General features: G+C 64.5%; 18 protein-coding genes. 9 read left to right on the top strand and 9 right to left on the bottom strand.

Annotation, left to right across the window (positions count from 1 at the left end; all coding sequences use genetic code 11):
- Complete coding sequence (gene treY / locus ABID59_RS33185; RefSeq protein WP_354086154.1) at positions 1 to 2,784, top strand: malto-oligosyltrehalose synthase; 2,784 nt, start codon at positions 1 to 3, stop codon at positions 2,782 to 2,784.
- Between the two features lie 3 nt (positions 2,785 to 2,787).
- On the opposite strand, the gene ABID59_RS33180 is transcribed toward treY, so the two are convergent.
- Positions 2,788 to 3,105, bottom strand: a complete 318-nt coding sequence (locus ABID59_RS33180; protein ID WP_354086153.1) for a polyhydroxyalkanoic acid system family protein — start codon at positions 3,103 to 3,105, stop codon at positions 2,788 to 2,790.
- Positions 3,106 to 3,285: 180 nt separating this feature from the next.
- On the opposite strand from ABID59_RS33180, the gene ABID59_RS33175 reads away from it, so the two are divergent.
- Positions 3,286 to 3,450 carry a DUF3309 family protein gene (locus ABID59_RS33175; protein WP_084292022.1) on the top strand — a complete coding sequence of 55 codons (165 nt, stop codon included), beginning with the start codon at positions 3,286 to 3,288 and terminating at the stop codon, positions 3,448 to 3,450.
- A gap of 96 nt (positions 3,451 to 3,546) precedes the next feature.
- Here ABID59_RS33175 and ligD read toward each other — a convergent pair whose 3' ends face one another.
- Positions 3,547 to 6,216 (bottom strand): DNA ligase D, encoded by a 2,670-nt coding sequence (gene ligD / locus ABID59_RS33170; protein ID WP_354086152.1) that lies wholly within the window; start codon positions 6,214 to 6,216, stop codon positions 3,547 to 3,549.
- A gap of 119 nt (positions 6,217 to 6,335) precedes the next feature.
- Here ligD and ku point away from each other — a divergent pair, with 119 nt between their 5' ends.
- Entirely contained in the window at positions 6,336 to 7,220 is an 885-nt protein-coding gene (gene ku, locus ABID59_RS33165) for a non-homologous end joining protein Ku (RefSeq protein ID WP_354086151.1), read from the top strand.
- Positions 7,221 to 7,245: 25 nt separating this feature from the next.
- On the opposite strand, the gene ABID59_RS33160 is transcribed toward ku, so the two are convergent.
- The 6 genes from ABID59_RS33160 to ABID59_RS33135 all read right to left on the bottom strand — a co-directional run bounded on the left by ABID59_RS33160 (position 7,246) and on the right by ABID59_RS33135 (position 15,450).
- Positions 7,246 to 7,935, bottom strand: coding sequence for a response regulator (locus tag ABID59_RS33160; RefSeq protein ID WP_354086150.1), 690 nt, complete (start codon positions 7,933 to 7,935; stop codon positions 7,246 to 7,248).
- On the bottom strand, positions 7,932 to 10,655 hold the full coding sequence (locus ABID59_RS33155; RefSeq protein ID WP_354086149.1) for a DUF4118 domain-containing protein: 2,724 nt from the start codon (positions 10,653 to 10,655) through the stop codon (positions 7,932 to 7,934). The genes ABID59_RS33160 and ABID59_RS33155 overlap by 4 nt, the downstream gene beginning before the upstream one ends.
- Positions 10,656 to 10,695: 40 nt before the next feature.
- Positions 10,696 to 11,301, bottom strand: coding sequence for a K(+)-transporting ATPase subunit C (locus ABID59_RS33150; RefSeq protein ID WP_354086148.1), 606 nt, complete (start codon positions 11,299 to 11,301; stop codon positions 10,696 to 10,698).
- Positions 11,302 to 11,411: 110 nt separating this feature from the next.
- Positions 11,412 to 13,526 (bottom strand): potassium-transporting ATPase subunit KdpB, encoded by a 2,115-nt coding sequence (gene kdpB, locus ABID59_RS33145; RefSeq protein ID WP_354086147.1) that lies wholly within the window; start codon positions 13,524 to 13,526, stop codon positions 11,412 to 11,414.
- Between the two features lie 18 nt (positions 13,527 to 13,544).
- Positions 13,545 to 15,248 (bottom strand): potassium-transporting ATPase subunit KdpA, encoded by a 1,704-nt coding sequence (kdpA, locus tag ABID59_RS33140; RefSeq protein ID WP_354086146.1) that lies wholly within the window; start codon positions 15,246 to 15,248, stop codon positions 13,545 to 13,547.
- Between the two features lie 112 nt (positions 15,249 to 15,360).
- Positions 15,361 to 15,450, bottom strand: a complete 90-nt coding sequence (locus ABID59_RS33135; RefSeq protein WP_038965694.1) for a K(+)-transporting ATPase subunit F — start codon at positions 15,448 to 15,450, stop codon at positions 15,361 to 15,363.
- A gap of 426 nt (positions 15,451 to 15,876) precedes the next feature.
- Between ABID59_RS33135 and ABID59_RS33130 the strand changes: the two genes are divergently transcribed.
- From ABID59_RS33130 to dapA, 3 genes are all read left to right on the top strand, one after another.
- Positions 15,877 to 16,344, top strand: coding sequence for a hypothetical protein (locus ABID59_RS33130; RefSeq protein ID WP_354086145.1), 468 nt, complete (start codon positions 15,877 to 15,879; stop codon positions 16,342 to 16,344).
- A 150-nt stretch (positions 16,345 to 16,494) separates the two neighbouring features.
- The gene (locus tag ABID59_RS33125; protein WP_354035271.1) at positions 16,495 to 16,743 is read left to right on the top strand and encodes a hypothetical protein; all 249 of its coding nucleotides are present in this window, start codon (positions 16,495 to 16,497) and stop codon (positions 16,741 to 16,743) included.
- Between the two features lie 25 nt (positions 16,744 to 16,768).
- Positions 16,769 to 17,686, top strand: a complete 918-nt coding sequence (gene dapA / locus ABID59_RS33120; protein WP_354086144.1) for a 4-hydroxy-tetrahydrodipicolinate synthase — start codon at positions 16,769 to 16,771, stop codon at positions 17,684 to 17,686.
- A gap of 67 nt (positions 17,687 to 17,753) precedes the next feature.
- Here the strand turns inward: dapA and ABID59_RS33115 are convergent, their stop codons facing one another.
- A complete protein-coding gene (locus ABID59_RS33115; protein WP_354086143.1) occupies positions 17,754 to 17,999 on the bottom strand; it encodes a hypothetical protein in 246 nt (81 codons plus the stop codon).
- 197 nt (positions 18,000 to 18,196) lie between these two features.
- Between ABID59_RS33115 and ABID59_RS33110 the strand changes: the two genes are divergently transcribed.
- From ABID59_RS33110 to ABID59_RS33100, 3 genes are all read left to right on the top strand, one after another.
- Positions 18,197 to 18,385 carry a hypothetical protein gene (locus tag ABID59_RS33110; protein WP_148754774.1) on the top strand — a complete coding sequence of 63 codons (189 nt, stop codon included), beginning with the start codon at positions 18,197 to 18,199 and terminating at the stop codon, positions 18,383 to 18,385.
- A gap of 16 nt (positions 18,386 to 18,401) precedes the next feature.
- On the top strand, positions 18,402 to 18,788 hold the full coding sequence (locus ABID59_RS33105; RefSeq protein WP_148754775.1) for a hypothetical protein: 387 nt from the start codon (positions 18,402 to 18,404) through the stop codon (positions 18,786 to 18,788).
- 90 nt (positions 18,789 to 18,878) lie between these two features.
- Positions 18,879 to 19,007 (top strand): hypothetical protein, encoded by a 129-nt coding sequence (locus tag ABID59_RS33100; RefSeq protein WP_283812780.1) that lies wholly within the window; start codon positions 18,879 to 18,881, stop codon positions 19,005 to 19,007.
- Positions 19,008 to 19,121 lie beyond the last annotated feature (114 nt).

Raw genomic sequence — 19,121 nt, 5'->3', positions numbered from 1 at the left:
ATGCCCTCCGCGATTCCTCTCGCGACTTACCGGCTCCAGCTCACCGCGGATTTCGACTTCGACAAGGCCGCGGCGGTGGTGCCTTACCTGAAGGCGCTTGGGATCACGCATCTCTACGCCTCGCCGGTCATGAAGGCGCGCAAGGGCTCGACCCACGGCTACGACACCGTCGATCACAGCCAGTTCAATCCAGAGCTCGGCGGCGAGGCTGGCTTTGCGCGGCTCAGCGACGCGCTCGCGCAGCACGATCTCGGTCTCATCATCGACTTCGTGCCGAACCATGTCGGCGTGCATTTTGCCGACAATCCCTGGTGGCTGGACGTGCTGGAATGGGGGCAGACCTCGCCGCACGCGGCCGCCTTCGATATCGACTGGGATTTGCTGCCCCACCGGGCCCGTGGCGGCGTGCTGCTGCCGATCCTTGGCTCCTCCTATGGTGAGGCGCTCGAGCGCGGCGACATCGCGCTGCGCTATGATCCCGAGGAAGGCAGCTTTTCCGCCTGGTATTTCGAGCATCGCCTGCCGATCGCGCCGGAGCGCTATGGCGAGCTGCTGCGGATGATCGTGAAGGAGGCGGACGCTGCCGAGACCGAGGCCGGCAAACGCCTGCTCTCGCTCGCCGCACGCTACACCGGCCTGCGCCGGCCGAACCGCAAGGAAGCTCCCGGCTTCAAGACGGAACTGAAAGAGATCGCCGGCGCCGCCGACATCATCGCGCACGGCCTCGCCGCCTATCGCTCAGGAAAAGATCGCCCGGCGCAAACGCTGGCGCTGCATCATCTGCTGGAGCGGCAGAACTACAAGCTCGGCCATTGGCGCCTTGCGTCGAGCGACATCAATTATCGCCGCTTCTTCGACGTCAACGGGCTCGCCGGCCTGCGCGTCGAGGACGCAAGCACCTTCGCGGCCACGCACCGGCTGGTGAAGCAGCTCGTTGCCGACGACAAGCTACAGGGCATCCGCCTCGACCATATCGATGGCCTGCGCGATCCCGCGCAATATTGCCAGCGGCTGCGCCGGCTGGTGCGCGACGCGCAAGGCAACACAAAGCCGTTCTACACGGTGATCGAAAAGATCCTGTGCGAACACGAGCGACTGCCGCATTTCGCCGGCGTCCAGGGCACCACCGGCTATGAATGGATGAACGCCATCACCCAGGTGCTGGTCGACGCCAAGGGGCTGGAGGCACTGGACGAGACCTGGCGGCAGATCAGCAACCGGCCGCCGCGACTGGCGCCCTATGTCAAGGACGCCAAGCGGCGCGTGCTGGAGACACTGCTGACCAGCGAATTTACCGTGCTGGCCCGGCTGCTCGCGCGCATCGCCAATGGTCACTACTCGACCCGCGACTTTTCCGCCGACAGCTTGCGGCAGGCGCTGGAATTGTATGTGCTGCACTTCCCGGTCTATCGCACTTACCTGACGCATAGCGGCCCGACGGCGCTCGACCGAAAACTGATCGACGACACCATCGCGCGCGCCCGCGCCGAATGGTTCGCCGCGGACGAAGGCATTTTCGACTTCCTGCGCGATGCGCTCACCATGGACCTGCTCAAGCCCGGCCGCCCGCCGCACAGCGCCCCGCGCGTGCGCCGTTTTGCGCTGAAGGTGCAGCAGTTCACCGGGCCGATGATGGCGAAGTCGCTGGAGGACACGGCTTTCTATCAATTCCACCGGCTGCTGGCGCTGAACGAGGTCGGCGGCGATCCCGCAAGCAAAGGCCTCAGCATTTCCACCTTCCACGAGGCGATGCGGGCCCGCGCCAGGGAATGGCCGCAAGGGATGACGGCGACCGCGACCCACGATACCAAGCGCGGCGAGGATGCGCGTGCGCGGATCGCGGCGCTCAGCGAAATTCCGGGCGAATGGACCAGCGCGGTTTCGCGCTGGAAGGTGCTGAACGCACCGCACCTCGCGCTCCACGGCAATCTGCGCGCGCCATCGGCGACGTTCGAGTATATGCTTTACCAGACCCTGCTCGGCGCCTGGCCGCTCGAGGAAAGGGATGCCAGTTTCGTCGAGCGCATCCAGGCCTATGCGTTGAAGGCCGCACGCGAGGGCAAGGAAGAGACGAGCTGGCTCAATCCGCATGAGACGTATGAGAGCGGCGTAAAGAGCTTCATCGAGAAAATCCTCGATCCCACGCTGTCAGGCGAATTCCTGGAGGCGATGCAGACCCTCGCCCGCCGCGTCGCGCTGCTCGGTGCGCTGAATTCGCTGAGCCAACTCACGCTGAAGGCGACGCTGCCGGGCGTGCCCGATTTCTACCAGGGCACCGAATACTGGGACCTGTCGCTGGTCGACCCCGACAACCGCCGCCCGGTGGATTTTGCCTTGCGGCAAGCGGCGCTGGGTTCGTTGGAAACGCTGGACTGGAGTGGACTGATCAAGAGCTGGCTGGACGGACAGCTCAAGCTCGCCTGGACGCGGCATCTCCTCAAACTGCGCAACGAGCTCGCCGACGTCTTCGCGCAGGGCGACTATCAGCCGCTCGATGTCCGTGGCGCACACGCGGACCACGTCATCGCCTTTGCCCGTCGCCGCGGCCGCGCTGCCGCCGTGGTCGTGGTCGCACGCCAGTTCGCACCATTCACGCAAGCCGGGCGGGAATGGCCCACACTCGAAGGGTTTGACGCCACCGTCGACATCAGCGGCTATACCGCGCCGGGCCTTGCGGGCAACGAACTGCCGCTGGCGCAGGCCTTTCGCGACTTTCCAGCTGCGGTCATCGAAACCCGCGCAGCAAGCGCCATCAGGCCTCCGAGACAGCGCGTCCGCGCCTGACGCCTATTTTCTCTCGTCCTTGGTCAGCAGCAATTGTCCACGCTTGCGGATAGTCGCCTGCGCCATCTCGGCGAAGCGCTGCAGCAGCCACGGCAGCACCACCTCGACCTTGACGTGATCGTCGGCGACATCGACTTGGCCCGTCGCAATCTGCCCAAGCGCGCGAATGCGAAAGGCCAGAGTGTCGCCGCTCCAGCGCTCCTCCTCGACCTGGATCACGGGAATGCTCGCCGCGGCGCGGCCGAGCCCGGTCTTGAGCCGATGCACCGCTTCCTCGCGGCCGAGGCGATGCGGAATGGAAACGACAAGCGGTGCTGACATGGCCCTGCCTGTGCTGGCTGATCCTCACATAGTCATGCCGGTCGGACGGTCAAAGGTTCCATGCAAGTTGGGAGCTGTCGACCCGTTTCAAATCCGGAACTTTAGAACCTGCGGCAAGTTGGCTCCGAACAACGGGACAGGTTGCAACGACCCTTCAACAAAGGGCTGGAGGAGACTAGCATGTCTATTGGTACGATCATTCTGATCATTTTGGTCATCGCGCTGCTCGGTGGCTTCAGCGGCATCGGCGGTGGGCCGTTCTACGGCACTGGCTATTACGGCGGCGGCGGCCTTGGGCTCGTCATCATCATCCTGCTGATCCTCCTGCTGTTGGGGCGGATCTAGTCGATATCTCGTAGGGTGGGCAAAGGCGCAACGCGCCGTGCCCACCTCTTCGTTGCAAGACAAAAAGGATGCTGGGCACGCTTCGCTTTGCCCAGCCTACTTCATTTTCCCCGCCAGCTCCTTCACCGCCGCCTTGATCGACGTAGCCGCTTCGCCGTAGCCGCTCCAGGCTTTCGAACGCGACAACAAGGCGGGCACGGTTCTCACCGTGAATTTCTTCGGATCGAGATCGCCCTTCACCTGCGCCCAGGTGACCGGCATCGACACGGTCGCGCCATCGCGGGCACGCGGTGACAGTGGCCCCACCGCGGTGGACATGCGATCGTTGCGCAGATAGTCCAGAAAAATCTTCCCGTTGCGCAGCTTCTTCGACATGTTGAGCAGATAGCGGTCGGGATCGTCATCGGCCATCCACTGGCAGATGCCTTGTGCGAACGCCTTGGCTTCCTTCCAGCTCACCTTGTCGCGCGCGCCGTGGAGCAGCGGCACCACGACGTGGAGGCCCTTGCCGCCAGTGGTCTTGCAAAAGCTCTCCATGCCGACATCGGCCAGCCGCTGGCGCATCGCCTTTGCCGCTTCGACGACATCGGCAAATTTGACGTCCGGCGCAGGATCGAGATCGAACACCAACCGGCCCGGCGTGTCATAGGCGTCGGGCGCGCAATTCCAGGGATGCAGCTCGACGCCGCCGATCTGCGCGACCGCGGCAAGCCCCTCGACGCGGTCGATCTGCAGGTATGGCTTACGATCGCCGGAGACTTTTGCGAGCTCGAGCAGGTTCGAGGTGCCCTGCATCGCATGCCGCTGGAAGAATTTTTCGCCGCCGATTCCGTCCGGCGCACGCAGAATCGAGCAGGGGCGCCCCTTGAGATGTCCGATCATCCAGCCGCCGACGGCCTCGAAATAGCGCGCGAGATCGAGCTTTGTGACGCCCTCGGCGTCGCCGCCGTCCGGCCATAGCTCCTTCTCCGGCTTCGAGATGACGACGCCCATCACCTCGGCGGTGGCAGCGCCCTTCGATTGCTTGCCCGTCTTCGGCACAGCGCGCTTCCTGGCGGAAGGCTTCGCGAGTTCGGTATCCGCAGGCGTTTCCGCCTCGACCTCCTCGGCCGGCTTGTCCTGCCGCAAGCCCTTGAACGCGGCCTGGCGAATATTGCCATCGGCGGTGAAGCCGGCGAACTCGATCTCGGCCACCAGCTCCGGCTTCAGCCAATGCACCTCGCGGGTCTTCTTGGGCGCGTTCTTGCCGCCGAACGGGTTTTCGTTCGACGCAGCCTCCTTCAAGAACGGCATGATGCGCTTGACCTTGTCGGCGCCAAAGCCGGTGCCGACTATGCCAACAAAGGCGAGGTGATCGCCGCGATAGACGCCCGCCATGAGCGATCGGAATTTCCCGGCCGTCGTCTTCCAGCCGCCGATCACGACCTCATGCCCGGCGCGGCATTTGGCCTTGGTCCAGCTCTCGGTACGACCCGACCGGTAAGGCGCATCGAGCTTCTTCGAGACCACGCCTTCGAGCTCGAGCTTGCAGGCCGATTGCAGCACCGCGTCTCCGCCGCTTTCGAAATGCTCGACATAGCGGATCTGGCTCGTCTTCTTCTTGCGCGCTTCGAGGAGTGCCTTGAGGCGATCCTTGCGCTCCCCAAGCGGCAGACGACGGTCATCGAGGTCCTCGGCAAACAGGAGGTCGAAGGCGAAGAAGATCAGGTCCTCCGTCCTCCCGTCCGACAGCGCGGCCTGGAGCGAGGAAAAGTTTGGCGCACCGTTGTGGTCGAGCGCGACGATCTCGCCGTCGATCAGCGCGTCCGGCAGTGCACTGGCCTCCTTCGCGATCGAAGCGAACTTATCGGTCCAGTCGAGGCCCTTGCGCGTCTTCAGCGTCGCTTCGCCGTCCTCGACGCGAAGCTGCACGCGGTAGCCGTCGAACTTGATCTCGTGGCACCAGCCGTCGGCCGCCGGCGGCCGCTCGACCGGAGTGCAGAGCTGCGGCGCCACGAAGTCTGGCATCTCCGAGACCTTCTTGGCCGTGGTCGCGGCCGTCGCCTTCTTTTTCGAGGTTTTGACCCTCTTCAAAGCCGCGCGCGGCGCTGGCTTGACGGTCCGCCCCCTGGTCTCCTCGGCGCGGTTGGACTGCCAGACCGCATCGGCCTTGCCTTTGGCCTCCTTTGCCAGCATGAACGGCTTTGGGGCGCGGCCCTTGCCGCCGGCGATCTGCTCCATAGCGCGGCCGGACGCGACGGACTTGTCCTCGCTCAGAATATCCTCATCCTCGCTGGCATATTCGTCGCGGTGCTTGATCAGCAGCCAGTTGGTTCGCTTGCCGCCGCTGCGGTCGTGCCGCATCCGCACCAGCACCCAGCTGCCATGCAGCTTCTCGCCGTGGAGGGTGAACTTGAGGTCGCCCTTTTTGAAGCCGGCTTCGGGATCATCGGATTCCCAGGTGCCGCGGTCCCACAGCATCACCGTGCCGCCGCCATACTGGCCTTCGGGAATGGTCCCCTCGAAATCGCCATAGTCGAGCGGATGGTCCTCGACCTCGACAGCCAGCCGCTTGTCGTGCGGATCGAGCGAAGGGCCCTTGGTCACCGCCCAGGACTTGAAGACGCCGTCGAATTCGAGGCGGAAGTCGTAATGCAACCGGGTCGCGTCATGCTTCTGGATCACGAAACGTCGCTGCTTCGAGGGCGTGACCGCCGATTCACCTGACGGCTCGGGCGTCTTCTCGAAATCGCGTTTCTGTCGGTAGGTGGAGAGTTTTCGCAGCACGACCGGTCCCGCATTCTCTAATTGCGTTGAAGCCTATCACGGCCAAAGTCCCACCCGGAACCAAAACCCTATGGGGTGGTTGGGGTTCCAAAACGCATTGAGAACGCTGGAGAATGGAAATGGCGCCCCGTGCTTATTGGAAGGGAACGTTGAAACTGTCGCTGGTCAGCTGCCCGGTCGCGCTCTACCCCGCGACTACGGCGGCCGAGAAGACGCGGTTTCACATGATCAACCGCGAGACCGGCAACCGGCTCAAGCAGCAGATGGTTGATTCCGAGACCGGCGATGTCGTCGAGAGCGACCAGAAGGGCCGCGGCTACGAGCTGCGCAAGGGCAAATCTGTCGAGATCGAGCCTGAGGAGCTCGAGGCGGTCCAGATCGAGAGCAATCACACCATCGACATCGAAAGCTTCGTGCCGAGCGAGGAGATCGACCAGCGCTATCTCAACCATCCCTATTACATCGCGCCCGAAGGCAAGGCTGCGGTGGATGCCTTTGCCGTGATCCGCGACGCCATGAAGGACCAGGATCGCGTGGCACTCGCCAAGATCGTGCTCACCAACCGCGAGCACATCATCGCGATCGAGCCGCTCGGCAAGGGCCTGCTCGGCACCACGCTGCGCTTCCCTTACGAGCTGCGCGACGAGGACCAGTTCTTCGACGACATCAGGAGCCCGAAGATCTCCAAGGACATGGTCGAGCTCGCCGGGCACATCCTCCACACCAAGGCGGCGCATTTCGACCCGAGCAAGTTCAAGGACGAGTACGAGACCGCGCTGAAAGCGCTGGTCAAGCGCAAGGCCAGCGGCAAGAAGATCGCGATGCCCGAGCCCGAGGAACGGCCGAGCAACGTCGTCAGCCTGATGGATGCGCTGAAGCAGAGCCTGAAGGGGCGCGGCGGGAAGAAGGCGGCGGCGAGGTCGCATGCGCGCCGCGCCACGGGGCGACAGAGGGCCACGCGGAAAACGCAGCGGACGACGGCGCGGCACAGGAAGGCGGGGTAGCAAAGCCCCGGAATGACAGCGGAGCCTAATCGCCTGCCTTCAGCCGGTACCCGATCCCCGTCTCGGTCAGCACATATTGCGGCCGCTCCGGATCCGCCTCGATCTTCTGGCGAAGCTGGCGGACATAGACGCGCAGATATTGCGCATCGGTCAGCTCGTCCCAGAGCTCTTTCAGCAGAAAGCGATGGGTCAGCACCTTGCCGGCGTGCTGCACCAGCACGCGGAGAAGGTCGTATTCCTTCGGCGAGAGTTTGACGTCGCGCTCGCCAAGCCTAACGATGCGGCGAACCAGATCGACGGAGAGATCACCGGAGCGGAAGATCGGGCGCTCGCCCTGCACCTGAAGCTGGTGGCGCAAGGCTGCACGCAGGCGCGCCAAAAGCTCGTCCATGCCGAACGGCTTCGTCAGATAATCATCGGCACCGAGATCGAGCGCCTGCACCTTGCCGGCCTCGTCGCCGCGGCTCGACAGCACCACGATCGGCACGGCTTCATTGCGCGCGCGGATGGTGCGCAGCAACTCGTGGCCCTGGATGTCGGGCAGGCCGAGATCGAGGATGATCAGCGCGGGCTCTTCGGTGAGCTTCTGCAGCGCGATCTTGCCGTTCGACGCCTCGAGGATCTCGTAGCCCTGGGTCGAAAGCCCCATCCGCAGCAATTTGCGGATCGGCGGCTCGTCGTCGATCACTAGAACCTTGATCTGGGCGGCGCTCATGCGGCGGTATCCAATGCGTGGGTCTGTGCCGGAACGGGCAGACGGATGGTAAGGACCGCGCCGCTCCGGTCAGTGCGGTTGGCGGCCGTGACCGTGCCGCGCATCGCCTCGACAAAGCCGCGCGAGATGGCAAGCCCGAGCCCAGTTCCGGGACGGACATGGTCGCCCTTCTGCGCACGATAGAACTTGTCGAACACGCTTTCGAGCTCGTCGGGCGGGATGCCGGCGCCCTCGTCGGCGATCTCCAGCGCCACCTGATCGCGCTCGCGCCGGCTCTTGATCACAATCGTTGTCTCTGGCGGCGAGTATTTCGCGGCATTGTCGAGCAGGTTGAACAGCACCTGCTCGAACAGCACGGCGTCGAGCTCAAGCATCGGCAGATCGGCGGCCAGAACCAGCTCGACCTTGTGCGCGGTCAGGATCTTTGAAGCCCGCCGCAGCGCGCTGCCGACGATCTCGCCAAGATCGTGCAGCGCCGTGTTAGGCACGATGGCGCCGGCCTCGAGCTTGGTCATGTCGAGCAGATTGGCGATGAAGCGATTGAGCCGTTCGGACTCGTCGATCACGGTGGCGAGCAGATCGCGCTTCTCGGTGTCGGACAGCGCGCCGGCGAGATCGCGCATGGTCGACGCTGCGCCCAGCACAGAGGCGAGTGGCGTCTTCAGATCGTGCGAGATCGACGTCAACAGCGCCGAGCGCAGCCGCTCGGACTCAACAGTACGCTTGACCCGGTCCATGTCCTCGACCAGCAGCACGCGCTCGATCGCGAGCGCGCCCTGATCCACCAGCGCGTCCAGCAGCCGTCGCTGGTCCGGTGTCAGCAGCGGTCCGGTGCGGTCGTTGTCGATGCCGATGACGCCGATCGGGCCGCGCCCGGTGCGCATCGGCAGGAACAGGCGCTTGGCGCCCGGCAACGTATCCGAACCGCGGCCGGCGGGACGGTCGTTGCTCCAGGCCCAGTTGGCGGCGGCGAGATCGGCCTGGTCGAGCTGGTCCTCTGGCGGATAGCCGGATTTCACCGTTAAAAGACCCTCCTCCGGCAGCAGCAGCACGACGCGCACTTTCAGCATCAGCGCGATCTGATAGGCAGACGCCCACAGCACGTCGTCGAGCGTGGCGGTGCCGGCGAGCTTGCGGCTGAAGGCGTAGAGCTGCTCGGTGGTCCTGATGCGGCCAATCGCGGTGTCGGCCTGCGTGCGCACGCGCGCGGCGACGTTCGAGACCAGGATCGCGATCAGCATGAAGAAGAAGAACGCCGCGACGTTGGTCGGATCCGTGATGGTGAAGGTGTAGACCGGCGGCAGGAAGAAGAAATTGTAGGCGAGCGACGCTGCGAGGCTCGCGAGCAGCGACGGCCACAAGCCATAGCGCACCGCGACCGCCACCACGGCGGTGAGCAACACGAGGTCCACGTTCTCGATGCCGAAGCGCGGCTGCAGCAGCACCGCGGCGCCGAGGCCGACCAGCACGATGCCGAGCGCCTTCAGATAGGGCCGCGGATTGAACGGCTCGGACCGCGCCGCGGTCTGCACCGCCGCCTTGGGCGCCGCCTCGTTCGGCAGCTCATTGCCGGGGATGACGTGAACACTGATATTGCCGGCGCGGCCGACCAGATCATGCACGACAGAGCCGCGCGTCATTTCGAACCAGCGCGAGCGCGTCGATTTGCCGATCACGATCTGGGTGATGTTGTTGCCTTGCGCGAAGTTGATGACGTCGTCGGCGATCCGCCGACCAACGGCTGGAATGGTCAAGCCTTCGCCACCCAGCGATTCGGCAAGCCGTAGCGTATCGGCGAGCCGGTCGCGCTCCTCATCAGAGAGCTGGAGCGAGCGCCGCGTCTCGATCGAGATCGCAGTGAACGGCGCGTGCAGCCGGTCAGCCAGCCGCTTGGTGTAGCGCACGAGCCCCGCCGCGCGCGGATCCTCGCTGACACAGACGAGAATGCGCTCGCCCGCGGCCCAGGGACCGGCGATAGCGTTCGCCTGCATGTGAGTGAGCAGCTGCTCGTCGACCCGCTCCGCCGTACGCCGCAGGGCGAGCTCGCGCAGCGCGGTCAGATTGCCCGGCGAGAAATAATGCTCCAGCGCCCGCTCGGCCTGCTTGGGGATGTAGACCTTGCCCTCACGCAGGCGCTGGATCAGATCGTCGGGCGTGAGGTCTATCAGCTCGATCGCATCGGCGCGGTCGAAGATCGAATCCGGCACCGTCTCGCGCACCCGCACATGTGTGATCTGCGCGACGACGTCGTTCAGGCTCTCGATGTGCTGGATATTGACGGCAGTGTAGACGTCGATGCCGTGCGAGAGCAGCTCCTCGACGTCGAGATAGCGCTTGGGGTGACGGCTGCCGGCTGCATTGGTGTGGGCAAGCTCGTCGACCAATGCGATCTTCGGGCGCCGCGCGATCACGGCGTCGAGGTCCATCTCTTCGACGATCTGGCCGCGGTAATCGAGCTTCTTGCGCGGGATCACTTCCAGCCCCCGCACCAGCGCCTCGGTCTCGGCGCGGCCATGGGTCTCGACGAATCCGACCACGACATCGATGCCGCCCTTGCGCCTGGCATGGGCGCTCTGCAGCATCTCGTAGGTCTTGCCGACGCCGGGAGCGGCCCCGACAAAGATCTTCAGCTTGCCGCTCGCGCCCTCCTCCCGCCGCGCGGCTTCCAGCAGCGCCTCGGGAGACGGACGTTGTTCGGGATCGCGGCGCTCTCGTACCATCAGGCCAATATAGTCACCGGAGCGCCGCGAGCCTAGACCGCTACTTCGCGGCGGCGCGATCGAGCGCGAGGTTCAGGGCCAATACGTTAACGTGCGGTTCGCCGAGCAGGCCGAGCAGACGGCCCTCTGTATTGGAAACCACGAGCTGGTTGACGGCGGTTTCCGGCATATTCCGCACCTTGGCCACACGCGGCACCTGGAATTGCGCCGCTTCCGGCGAGATATCCGGGTCGAGCCCGCTGGCCGAGGTCGTGACCAGATCAACCGGCACGGCGGCGTTCGGGTTCTCGGCTTTCAGTCTGTCCACGTCCTCCTTCAGCCGGTCGGCCAGCGCCTTGCTGGTCGGACCGAGATTGGAGCCGCCCGAATTGGCGGCGTTGTAGGGCGCCGAGACCGTCTTGGTCGAATCATTCGGGTCCGGCGCCAGCGTCGCCGAGGGACGGCCGTGGAAATATTTCTCGTCCTTGAACTCCTGTCCGATCAGGGCGGAGCCGACCACTTTGCCGTCCTTCTCGATCAGGCTGCCCTGCGCCTTTGCCGGAAAGATCGCACCGGCAATGCCGGTCATGGCGAGCGGATAGGCCAGACCCGTGATGGCGGTCAGCACCAGCAGGAGGGTGATGGCGGGGCGGATTTCTCTGAGCATATGTATCTCCTAATTTTTTTCGTCATTGCGAGCGAAGCGAAGCAATCCAGAATCTTTCCATAGAGGCAGTCTGGATTGCTTCGTCGCTTCGCTCCTCGCAATGACGGGGGTTAGGCCAGGTGCAAAGCGACAACAACGAGGTCGATCGCCTTGATGCCGATGAAGGGAATGACGATACCGCCGAGACCGTAGATCAGCAGGTTGCGCCGAAGCAGCGCGCCGGCACCGACCGCGCGATAGGCGACACCCTTCAGCGCCAGCGGGATCAACCCGATGATGACAAGCGCGTTGAAGATGATCGCCGACAGGATGGCGCTCTGCGGGCTCGAGAGGTTCATGACGTTGAGCACGTTGAGCTGCGGGTAGAAGGCCAAGAACATCGCCGGGATGATCGCAAAATATTTTGCGACATCGTTGGCGATCGAGAAAGTCGTCAACGCGCCGCGCGTCATCAACAACTGCTTGCCGATCTCGACCACCTCGATCAGCTTGGTCGGATTGGAGTCGAGGTCGACCATATTGCCGGCCTCGCGCGCAGCCTGCGTGCCGGTGTTCATGGCGACACCGACGTCGGCCTGCGCCAGCGCCGGCGCGTCGTTGGTGCCGTCGCCGCACATGGCCACCAGCTTGCCCTTGGCCTGCTCGTCGCGGATCAGCTTGAGCTTGTCCTCGGGCGTCGCCTGCGCCAGGAAGTCGTCGACGCCGGCTTCCGCTGCGATCGCGGCCGCCGTCATCGGGTTGTCGCCGGTGATCATGACGGTCCGGATACCCATGCGGCGCAGCTCGGCAAAGCGCTCGCGGATACCGCCCTTGACGATGTCCTTGAGCTGAATGACGCCGAGCAGCCTGCCGTCCCTGGCCACGGCCAGCGGCGTACCACCAGCCTTCGAGATCTCGTCCGCCATGGTCTGGATCTCGCGGCCGATATCAGAGAGCCCGGCGGGCTGAATGGCGCGCGCCGTGTTGCCGGAGGCAACAGCCAGCGGCGCGCCGCCGCCGACGTAGTTGAGCATCGCGTCGACCGCGCCCTTCCGCACCGACGATCCGCCGGCATCGACGCCGCTCATACGGGTCTGCGCCGTGAACGGGATGAAGGTGGCACCAAGCTCCGCCATCTCGCGGCCGCGGATGCCATACTTCTCCTTGGCCAGCACGACGATGGATCGGCCTTCCGGCGTTTCGTCGGCGAGCGAGGCGAGCTGGGCAGCATCCGCCAGTTCCTGCTCGCTGACGCCGCGCACGGGACGAAACGCGGTCGCCTGGCGGTTGCCGAGCGTGATGGTGCCGGTCTTGTCGAGCAGCAGCGTATCGACGTCGCCGGCGGCCTCGACCGCGCGGCCGGACATCGCCAGCACGTTGAAACGGACCAGGCGGTCCATGCCGGCGATACCGATCGCCGACAACAGCGCACCGATCGTGGTCGGGATCAGCGTCACGAACAGTGCAACCAGCACGACGACCGAGATCGAACCACCGGCATAGGCCGCGTAGCTCGGAATGGTGACGGTGGCGAACACGAAGATGATGGTGAGGCCGGCGAGCAGGATGTTGAGCGCGATCTCGTTCGGCGTTTTTGCCCGTTCGGCGCCCTCGACCAGCTTGATCATGCGGTCGATGAAGGTCGAGCCTTGCGCCGCCGTGATGCGGACGCGGATCCAGTCGGACAGCACTTGGGTGCCGCCGGTCACCGCCGAGCGGTCACCGCCGGACTCGCGGATCACGGGCGCGGATTCACCGGTGATGGCAGCCTCGTTGACGGATGCGACGCCCTCGATCACCTCGCCGTCGGAGGGAATGGTGTCGCCCGCCTCGACCAGCACGATGTCGCCGACCTTCAGGCCCGTGCCCGGCATGAGCTTGAAATCCCGGCCCGCGCCGGTCAGGAGCTTGGCCTGGCTTTCGGTGCGGGTCTTGCGCAGCGAATCGGCCTGCGCCTTGCCGCGTCCTTCGGCGACGGCTTCAGCAAAATTCGCGAACAGCACCGTGAACCAGAGCCAGAGGATGATCTGGAAGGTGAAGCCGAGATTAGCACCACCCGTGACGAGGTCGCGCAGAAAAATCACCGTGGTGAGCGCGGCCACGATCTCGACCACGAACATCACGGGGTTCTTGATCATCAGCCGCGGATCGAGCTTGGTGAAGGATGCGCGGATCGCGGGCACGACGATCTTGGGATCGAGCATTGCCGAGACGGAGGCGCGTTTTTGCAGTTTCATTGTGTCCACGGAGGTCACTCCAAACAATCAGAAGACGTTACCGGCGTTCATCGCGAGATGCTCGACGATCGGGCCGAGTGCGAGGGCCGGGAAGAAGGTGAGGCCGCCGATGATCAGGATCACGCCGACGACGAGACCGACGAACAGTCCGCCGGTGGTCGGGAACGTGCCCGCCGACGGCGGAATGGATTTTTTCGCTGCCAGTGAACCCGCGATCGCCATCGCCGGAATGATCATGAAGAACCGGCCGACGAACATCGCGCTGGCGAGCGTGAGGTTGTAGAACAAGGTGTTGCCGGTGAGGCCCGCGAAGGCCGAGCCGTTGTTGCCGGTCGCCGACGTATAGGCGTAGAGCACCTCGGTGAAGCCGTGCGGGCCGGCATTGGCCATCGAGGCGACGGCGGGCGGATAGACCACGCCGACCGCGGTCCAGCCCAGATACATCAGCGGCAGCACCAGGATGGCCAGCATCGCCATCTTGACCTCGCGCGCCTCGATCTTCTTGCCGACATATTCCGGCGTGCGGCCGACCATCAAGCCGGCGACGAAGATCGCGAGCACGACAAACAGCAGCATGCCATAGAGGCCCGCGCCGACGCCGCCGATGATGATCTCGCCGAGCTGCATGTTGATCAGCGGGATCATGCCGCCGAGCGCGGTGAAGCTGTCATGCATGGCGTTGACCGCGCCGCAGGAAGCGGCCGTGGTGATCACCGCGAACAGCGAGGACGCGACGATGCCGAAGCGGACTTCCTTGCCCTCCATATTGCCACCGGTGAGGCCGAGCGCCTGCAGCGTCGAGGTGCCATCGGCTTCCGCCCAATAGGTGACGGCGACGCCTGCGACGAACAGCACGCCCATCACGGCCAGGATCGCCCAGCCCTGGCGCTGGTTGCCGACCATCCGGCCGAACACGTTGGTCAGCGCAGCGCCGAGCGCGAAGATCGACAGCATCTGCACGAAGTTCGACAGCGCGGTCGGGTTCTCGAAGGGGTGCGCGGCGTTGGCATTGAAGAAGCCACCGCCATTGGTGCCCAGCATCTTGATCGCGACCTGCGATGCGACCGGGCCGACCGCGATGGTCTGCTTGGCGCCTTCCAGCGTGGTGGCCTCGACATAGTCGCCGAGCGTCTGCGGCATGCCCTGCGAGATCAGGAACAGCGTGTAGACGACGCAGATCGGCAGCAGCACATAAAGCGTACAACGGGTGACATCGACCCAGAAATTGCCGACGGTGCGCACCGAAGCGCGCGAGAAGCCGCGGATCAGCGCGACCGCGAGCGCAATGCCGGTGGCCGCCGACAGAAAATTCTGGTGCGTCAGGCCGACCATCTGCACGAGGTAAGAGAGCGTGCTCTCGCCGCCGTAGTTCTGCCAGTTGGTGTTGGTGATGAAGGAGATCGCGGTGTTGAAGGAGAGGTCTTCAGCGACCGCGCCCTGCCCGGCCGGATTGAAGGGCAGCACCGCCTGCAAGCGCATCACGCCATAGATGATGAGGAAACCGCCGACATGGAACAGCAGCATCGCGACCGTGTAGGTCAGCCAATGCTGCTCGCGCTTCTCGTCGACGCCGGAGATCCAGTAGATGCCGGCCTCGATCGGACGCAGCACGGGCGAGAGGAACGTCCGCTCGCCGTTGAACACGCGCGTCATGTACCAGCCGAGCGGCTTTGTGAGCGCGACGATGATAAGGCAGAAAAGAATGATCTGGAGCCAGCCGATCACAGTCATGGCATCAACCCTTCAGGCTTGGTGTCCGCCGCAGCAGCGGCAGGAGCACCACAAGCAGGCAGCCGACGAGCGCAACGTCCGCCAGCAGCAATTCGACAAGCAGCAGCAAGGGTCAGAACCGTTCCGGCCGCAGCAGCGCGTAGGTGAGGTAGAACAGGAGGCCGAACGAGACGGCACCGGCGAGCGCATAATCGAAGATCATGGTTCGCTCCCTCACAACCGTTCGCAGGCGTAGGTGTAGCCGATCGCAAGGGCGAAGAAGCCGAAGCCCAGCGCCAGCATCAGAATGTCCATCATGGAATTGCTCCTCGTTGCATCCCTCTATCGGGAGCAACACTTTCTCGGGGTCCCGGCGGAGCCCGTGGAGAAAAGCGCGACGCATTTCCACGGCCCAAGCGGGACTTTTGACCGGGCTGAAGTGCCACCGCGGGCATAGGTTTTCGAGACGTGGGCTATGACGAAGTTATAGGAATCTCATAAAGGGTGGGACGGTTGACGGCGCATCGCATCGCCCGCATTTATGAAATCCTTATATCTCCCATCCCCTTCCCATCTCGTTTTCCAATGTCCTTCTCGCCATCCTGAAGACGCCGGCCGACTGACCGACGCCAATTCCAGGAGGCCTGACATGACCGTCGCTTATCGGCACTACGATGCCCCGGCCCTCAGCGAGCCCCTGCGCAATGCACTGGGCATGACGCGGCCGTTGATGCTCGAGATCATCGACAAGGCCTGCCGCCGCTTTCACTCGCTCGGACAGACCGAGCGCACCGCTCGCCTCATGCGCCTGATCGACGCGGAGGCCTGGGCCGACGCCGCGCTGGCGTTGATGGAACTCGAACTGCCGCTGTGGCACGTCCGCCGGATCGCCTATGACGAAGGTGAATGGCATTGCGCGCTCTCGCGTGAACGCGAGCTGCCGGATTGGCTCGACGCGGCTGTCGAGGGATGCCACGGCGACCTCGCGCTCGCGCTGCTGTCGGCGTTCGTCGAAGTCCAGGCATTGGCCGTGGAAGCGCCGCGACCGAGCGTCCCCAACGTGCGGCCCGCCCCGGATCCGCTCTATGAGCCGGCCGCGTGCGAGAATTTCAGCTGATCGAACGCCGAGCCTTGATGCGAGGCCTTATGGCGCTCCTATGAGATCGCCGCGCGCCCTCTCTCGAAATCCTATCCAATCGAAAAGATATTGATCCGGCCGATGTGGGAGAAGATCCCGCCCCCCGCGTCAATTGGAAGGATACCATCCGTGAAACTCGTCGAACCTCCCTCGTGCAGCGCGCCCTCGACCATCGTCTTCATCGGCCAGAACCATCGGGGCCAGTGGATCGCGCAACAGCAGAGCGGTCTCTATGGCGGCCTGTTCGTCAGCCGCGCCCAGGCCATCAAATACGCACTGTTCGAGAACGGACAGCATCCCGAGACCATCGTCGAGCTGCCGCGCGAGATCGAGCTCGACATGGGTAAACACCCCGACCTCTCGCAGCGCGCCGCCTGAGCCGGCGCCTTTCGGCGAGCAAGCCATGTTCATTCCCCCCTCAGCCTGGTTCACCGGCTTCATTCCGGATCTGCCGACGCCGTTCGATGCGGCTGACACGATTGACCTCAAGGCGTTCGCCGCACTCTGCGAGCGCCAGGTCGCGGCCGGCGTTCCCGCGCTCGTGGTCTGCGAGACGGCGGGCGAGGCACCGACACTCTCGCCCGCCGAGCAGGAGCTCGTTATTCGCACCGCAGTCGACGTCGCCCACGGCCGGTCGCGGGTCGTCGCGGGCGCGATGTCGAATGCCACCGGCCGCGTTGTCGAACTTGCGCGGCGCGCAGAAGCGGCTGGCGCGGACGCCATCATGGCGGTGGTGCCCGCCTACAACAAGCCGATGCAGGAGGGGATGCTCGCGCATTTCCGCACCATTGCCGGTTCAACCGGACTTCCGGTGATCCTGCACGACGCTCCCGCCCGCACGCTGCGCCCACTTGCCGACGAGACACTTTTGCGCCTGGTCGAGTCTCGCCAGTTCGTCGGCCTGCGCGATGCGAGCTGTGACATCACCCGCCCGATGCGGCTGAACCGACTGCTGCCGGCAGGCTTTCGCCTGCTGTCCGGCGAGGATGCGACCACCTTCGGCTATATCGCCAGCGGCGGCGACGGAGCGATCTCGGAAGTTTCCAACATCGCACCGGATCTGTGCCGGACGATCTTCTCACAGGTCAGGCAAGGTCGCCTGCAAACAGCGCGCTATCTGCAAAAGCGCCTGATGCCACTCATCGCCTGTCTCTCCAAGGACAGCCCCGCGGCGCTCAAGAGCGCCCTGAGCGTCCTAGGTCTGATGTCGCCGGCCACACGGCTACCGATCGTGCCGCTGGACGCGGCCGCGCAGAGGGAGGTGGTTAGGGCACTCGCCGCCATCGCCGACGAGGTGCTGATCGACGGCGTAGGTGCCTGAGGCGTCAAGAGGCAATTTCATGCTGCAGTCACCCGAAGGACCTCACAGGCTGCTCCGCGCCTGGCAGCTAGCGCTGCTGCGCCTCGCCGTGACGCGGGATGAATCCGACAGGCTCAACGTGGTGGCGCTGGCGGCCGAGCTCGATTGTCTCGGCGGCGAATCCCTCCACTTCTTCCGGCGGACCAGCTGGCAGCTCTGTGCGGCCCTCAGGGGACAGCTGCAGGATGCGGAAGCGACGCTGGAATGCTTCTGCAGGCAAATCGAGGAACCGCGGCTGCGGCTCGCCTTTGCCGCAGCGATCGGCATGCCACATTCCAATCATGCACCGTCTCGGGCTCCCTCGAAGCGGAACTCCGATCTCTTCAGAGGGCTACCAGCGCGTGGAACGGCGTCTTTATGACATTCCTATGCGGCGGCGCCAGCGGTCATCTCGCAATCTTACGCGGCGGTGGCCATCATACGAGACAGATCGGAGCGGCCGTCTCGCCGCATGAGGCAAGGACTTACAAAATGTCGATCCTGACACATGGCTTTGACCGGCCCCTCGGGTCCGAGCTTCCGGCGCGCATCTCCGGGGCGCGCAAGGCGCAGCTCAAGGATCTCGCTCTCGGCGCGCTCACTCTGCTCTCGATGGGCAGCGTGCTCACTGCGCTCATCGCGCTGAAGACCGCAATCTATGTCTGGCACCTGAACGTCTGAGCAGCGGGAGGCTCCCATGACCTTGCAGATGTGTGAAGAGGCCGCCATGGCCGCAATTGCCCTTCAGGCCCCTCGTCGCCAGGCCGACGCCAAACAGGCGGCGGCACTCAAGCCACTCGATCCGGATGTCATCAGTACCGCCATCCCCGTCTTCTTCATCGGGCGCAACAACGCCGGCCTCTGGGTCGCGCGCGAAGCGAGTGGACAGGTCGGCGGCCTGTTCCTGTTCAAGAGCTCGGCGGTGGATTTCGCGCAGCGTCAGAGCGCGCCAACGCGGTGCGCGCTGGTGTTCCCCACCGAGAGTTTCGAGCTCGATGTCGAGAACCGCGGCAGTTTCCTGATCGTGCTGGCGGCGGCAGCCAGGCAGCTTCTTGCACGCGTGACGACAAGGCCAAGGACATGATCGAGTTCAAGATCGCCATCCTGGTCGCTTTACTGGGTGCATTGCTGCTTGGCATGCGCTTCGGCGCGGCTCCTGCCGCGGACAAGTAGCATGCATTTCCTCAAGGGACATCTCGAGCACGCCGTCACGACGACGATCCTGACCATAACGCTGAGCTTGGTCTGGGGTGCGGTCCTCACGATCGTGATCACGCTCGCAGCCCGCGGGCTTGGAATCTAGCACCTCGACCGCAAATTGACCATGACTGCCCATCGGGCGAGCAACCGTGCACGAGCCGTGGTCGCGCTCCCGGGATAGTCCTTCTATCCGGTCGGAAAACGCCCGGCCGATCTG

Origin of the sequence: Bradyrhizobium sp. S3.3.6, assembly GCF_040546905.1 — a bacterium.
Taxonomy (GTDB): Bacteria; Pseudomonadota; Alphaproteobacteria; order Rhizobiales; family Xanthobacteraceae; genus Bradyrhizobium; species Bradyrhizobium cytisi.
This window is presented reverse-complemented; position numbering and strand designations above follow the sequence as displayed.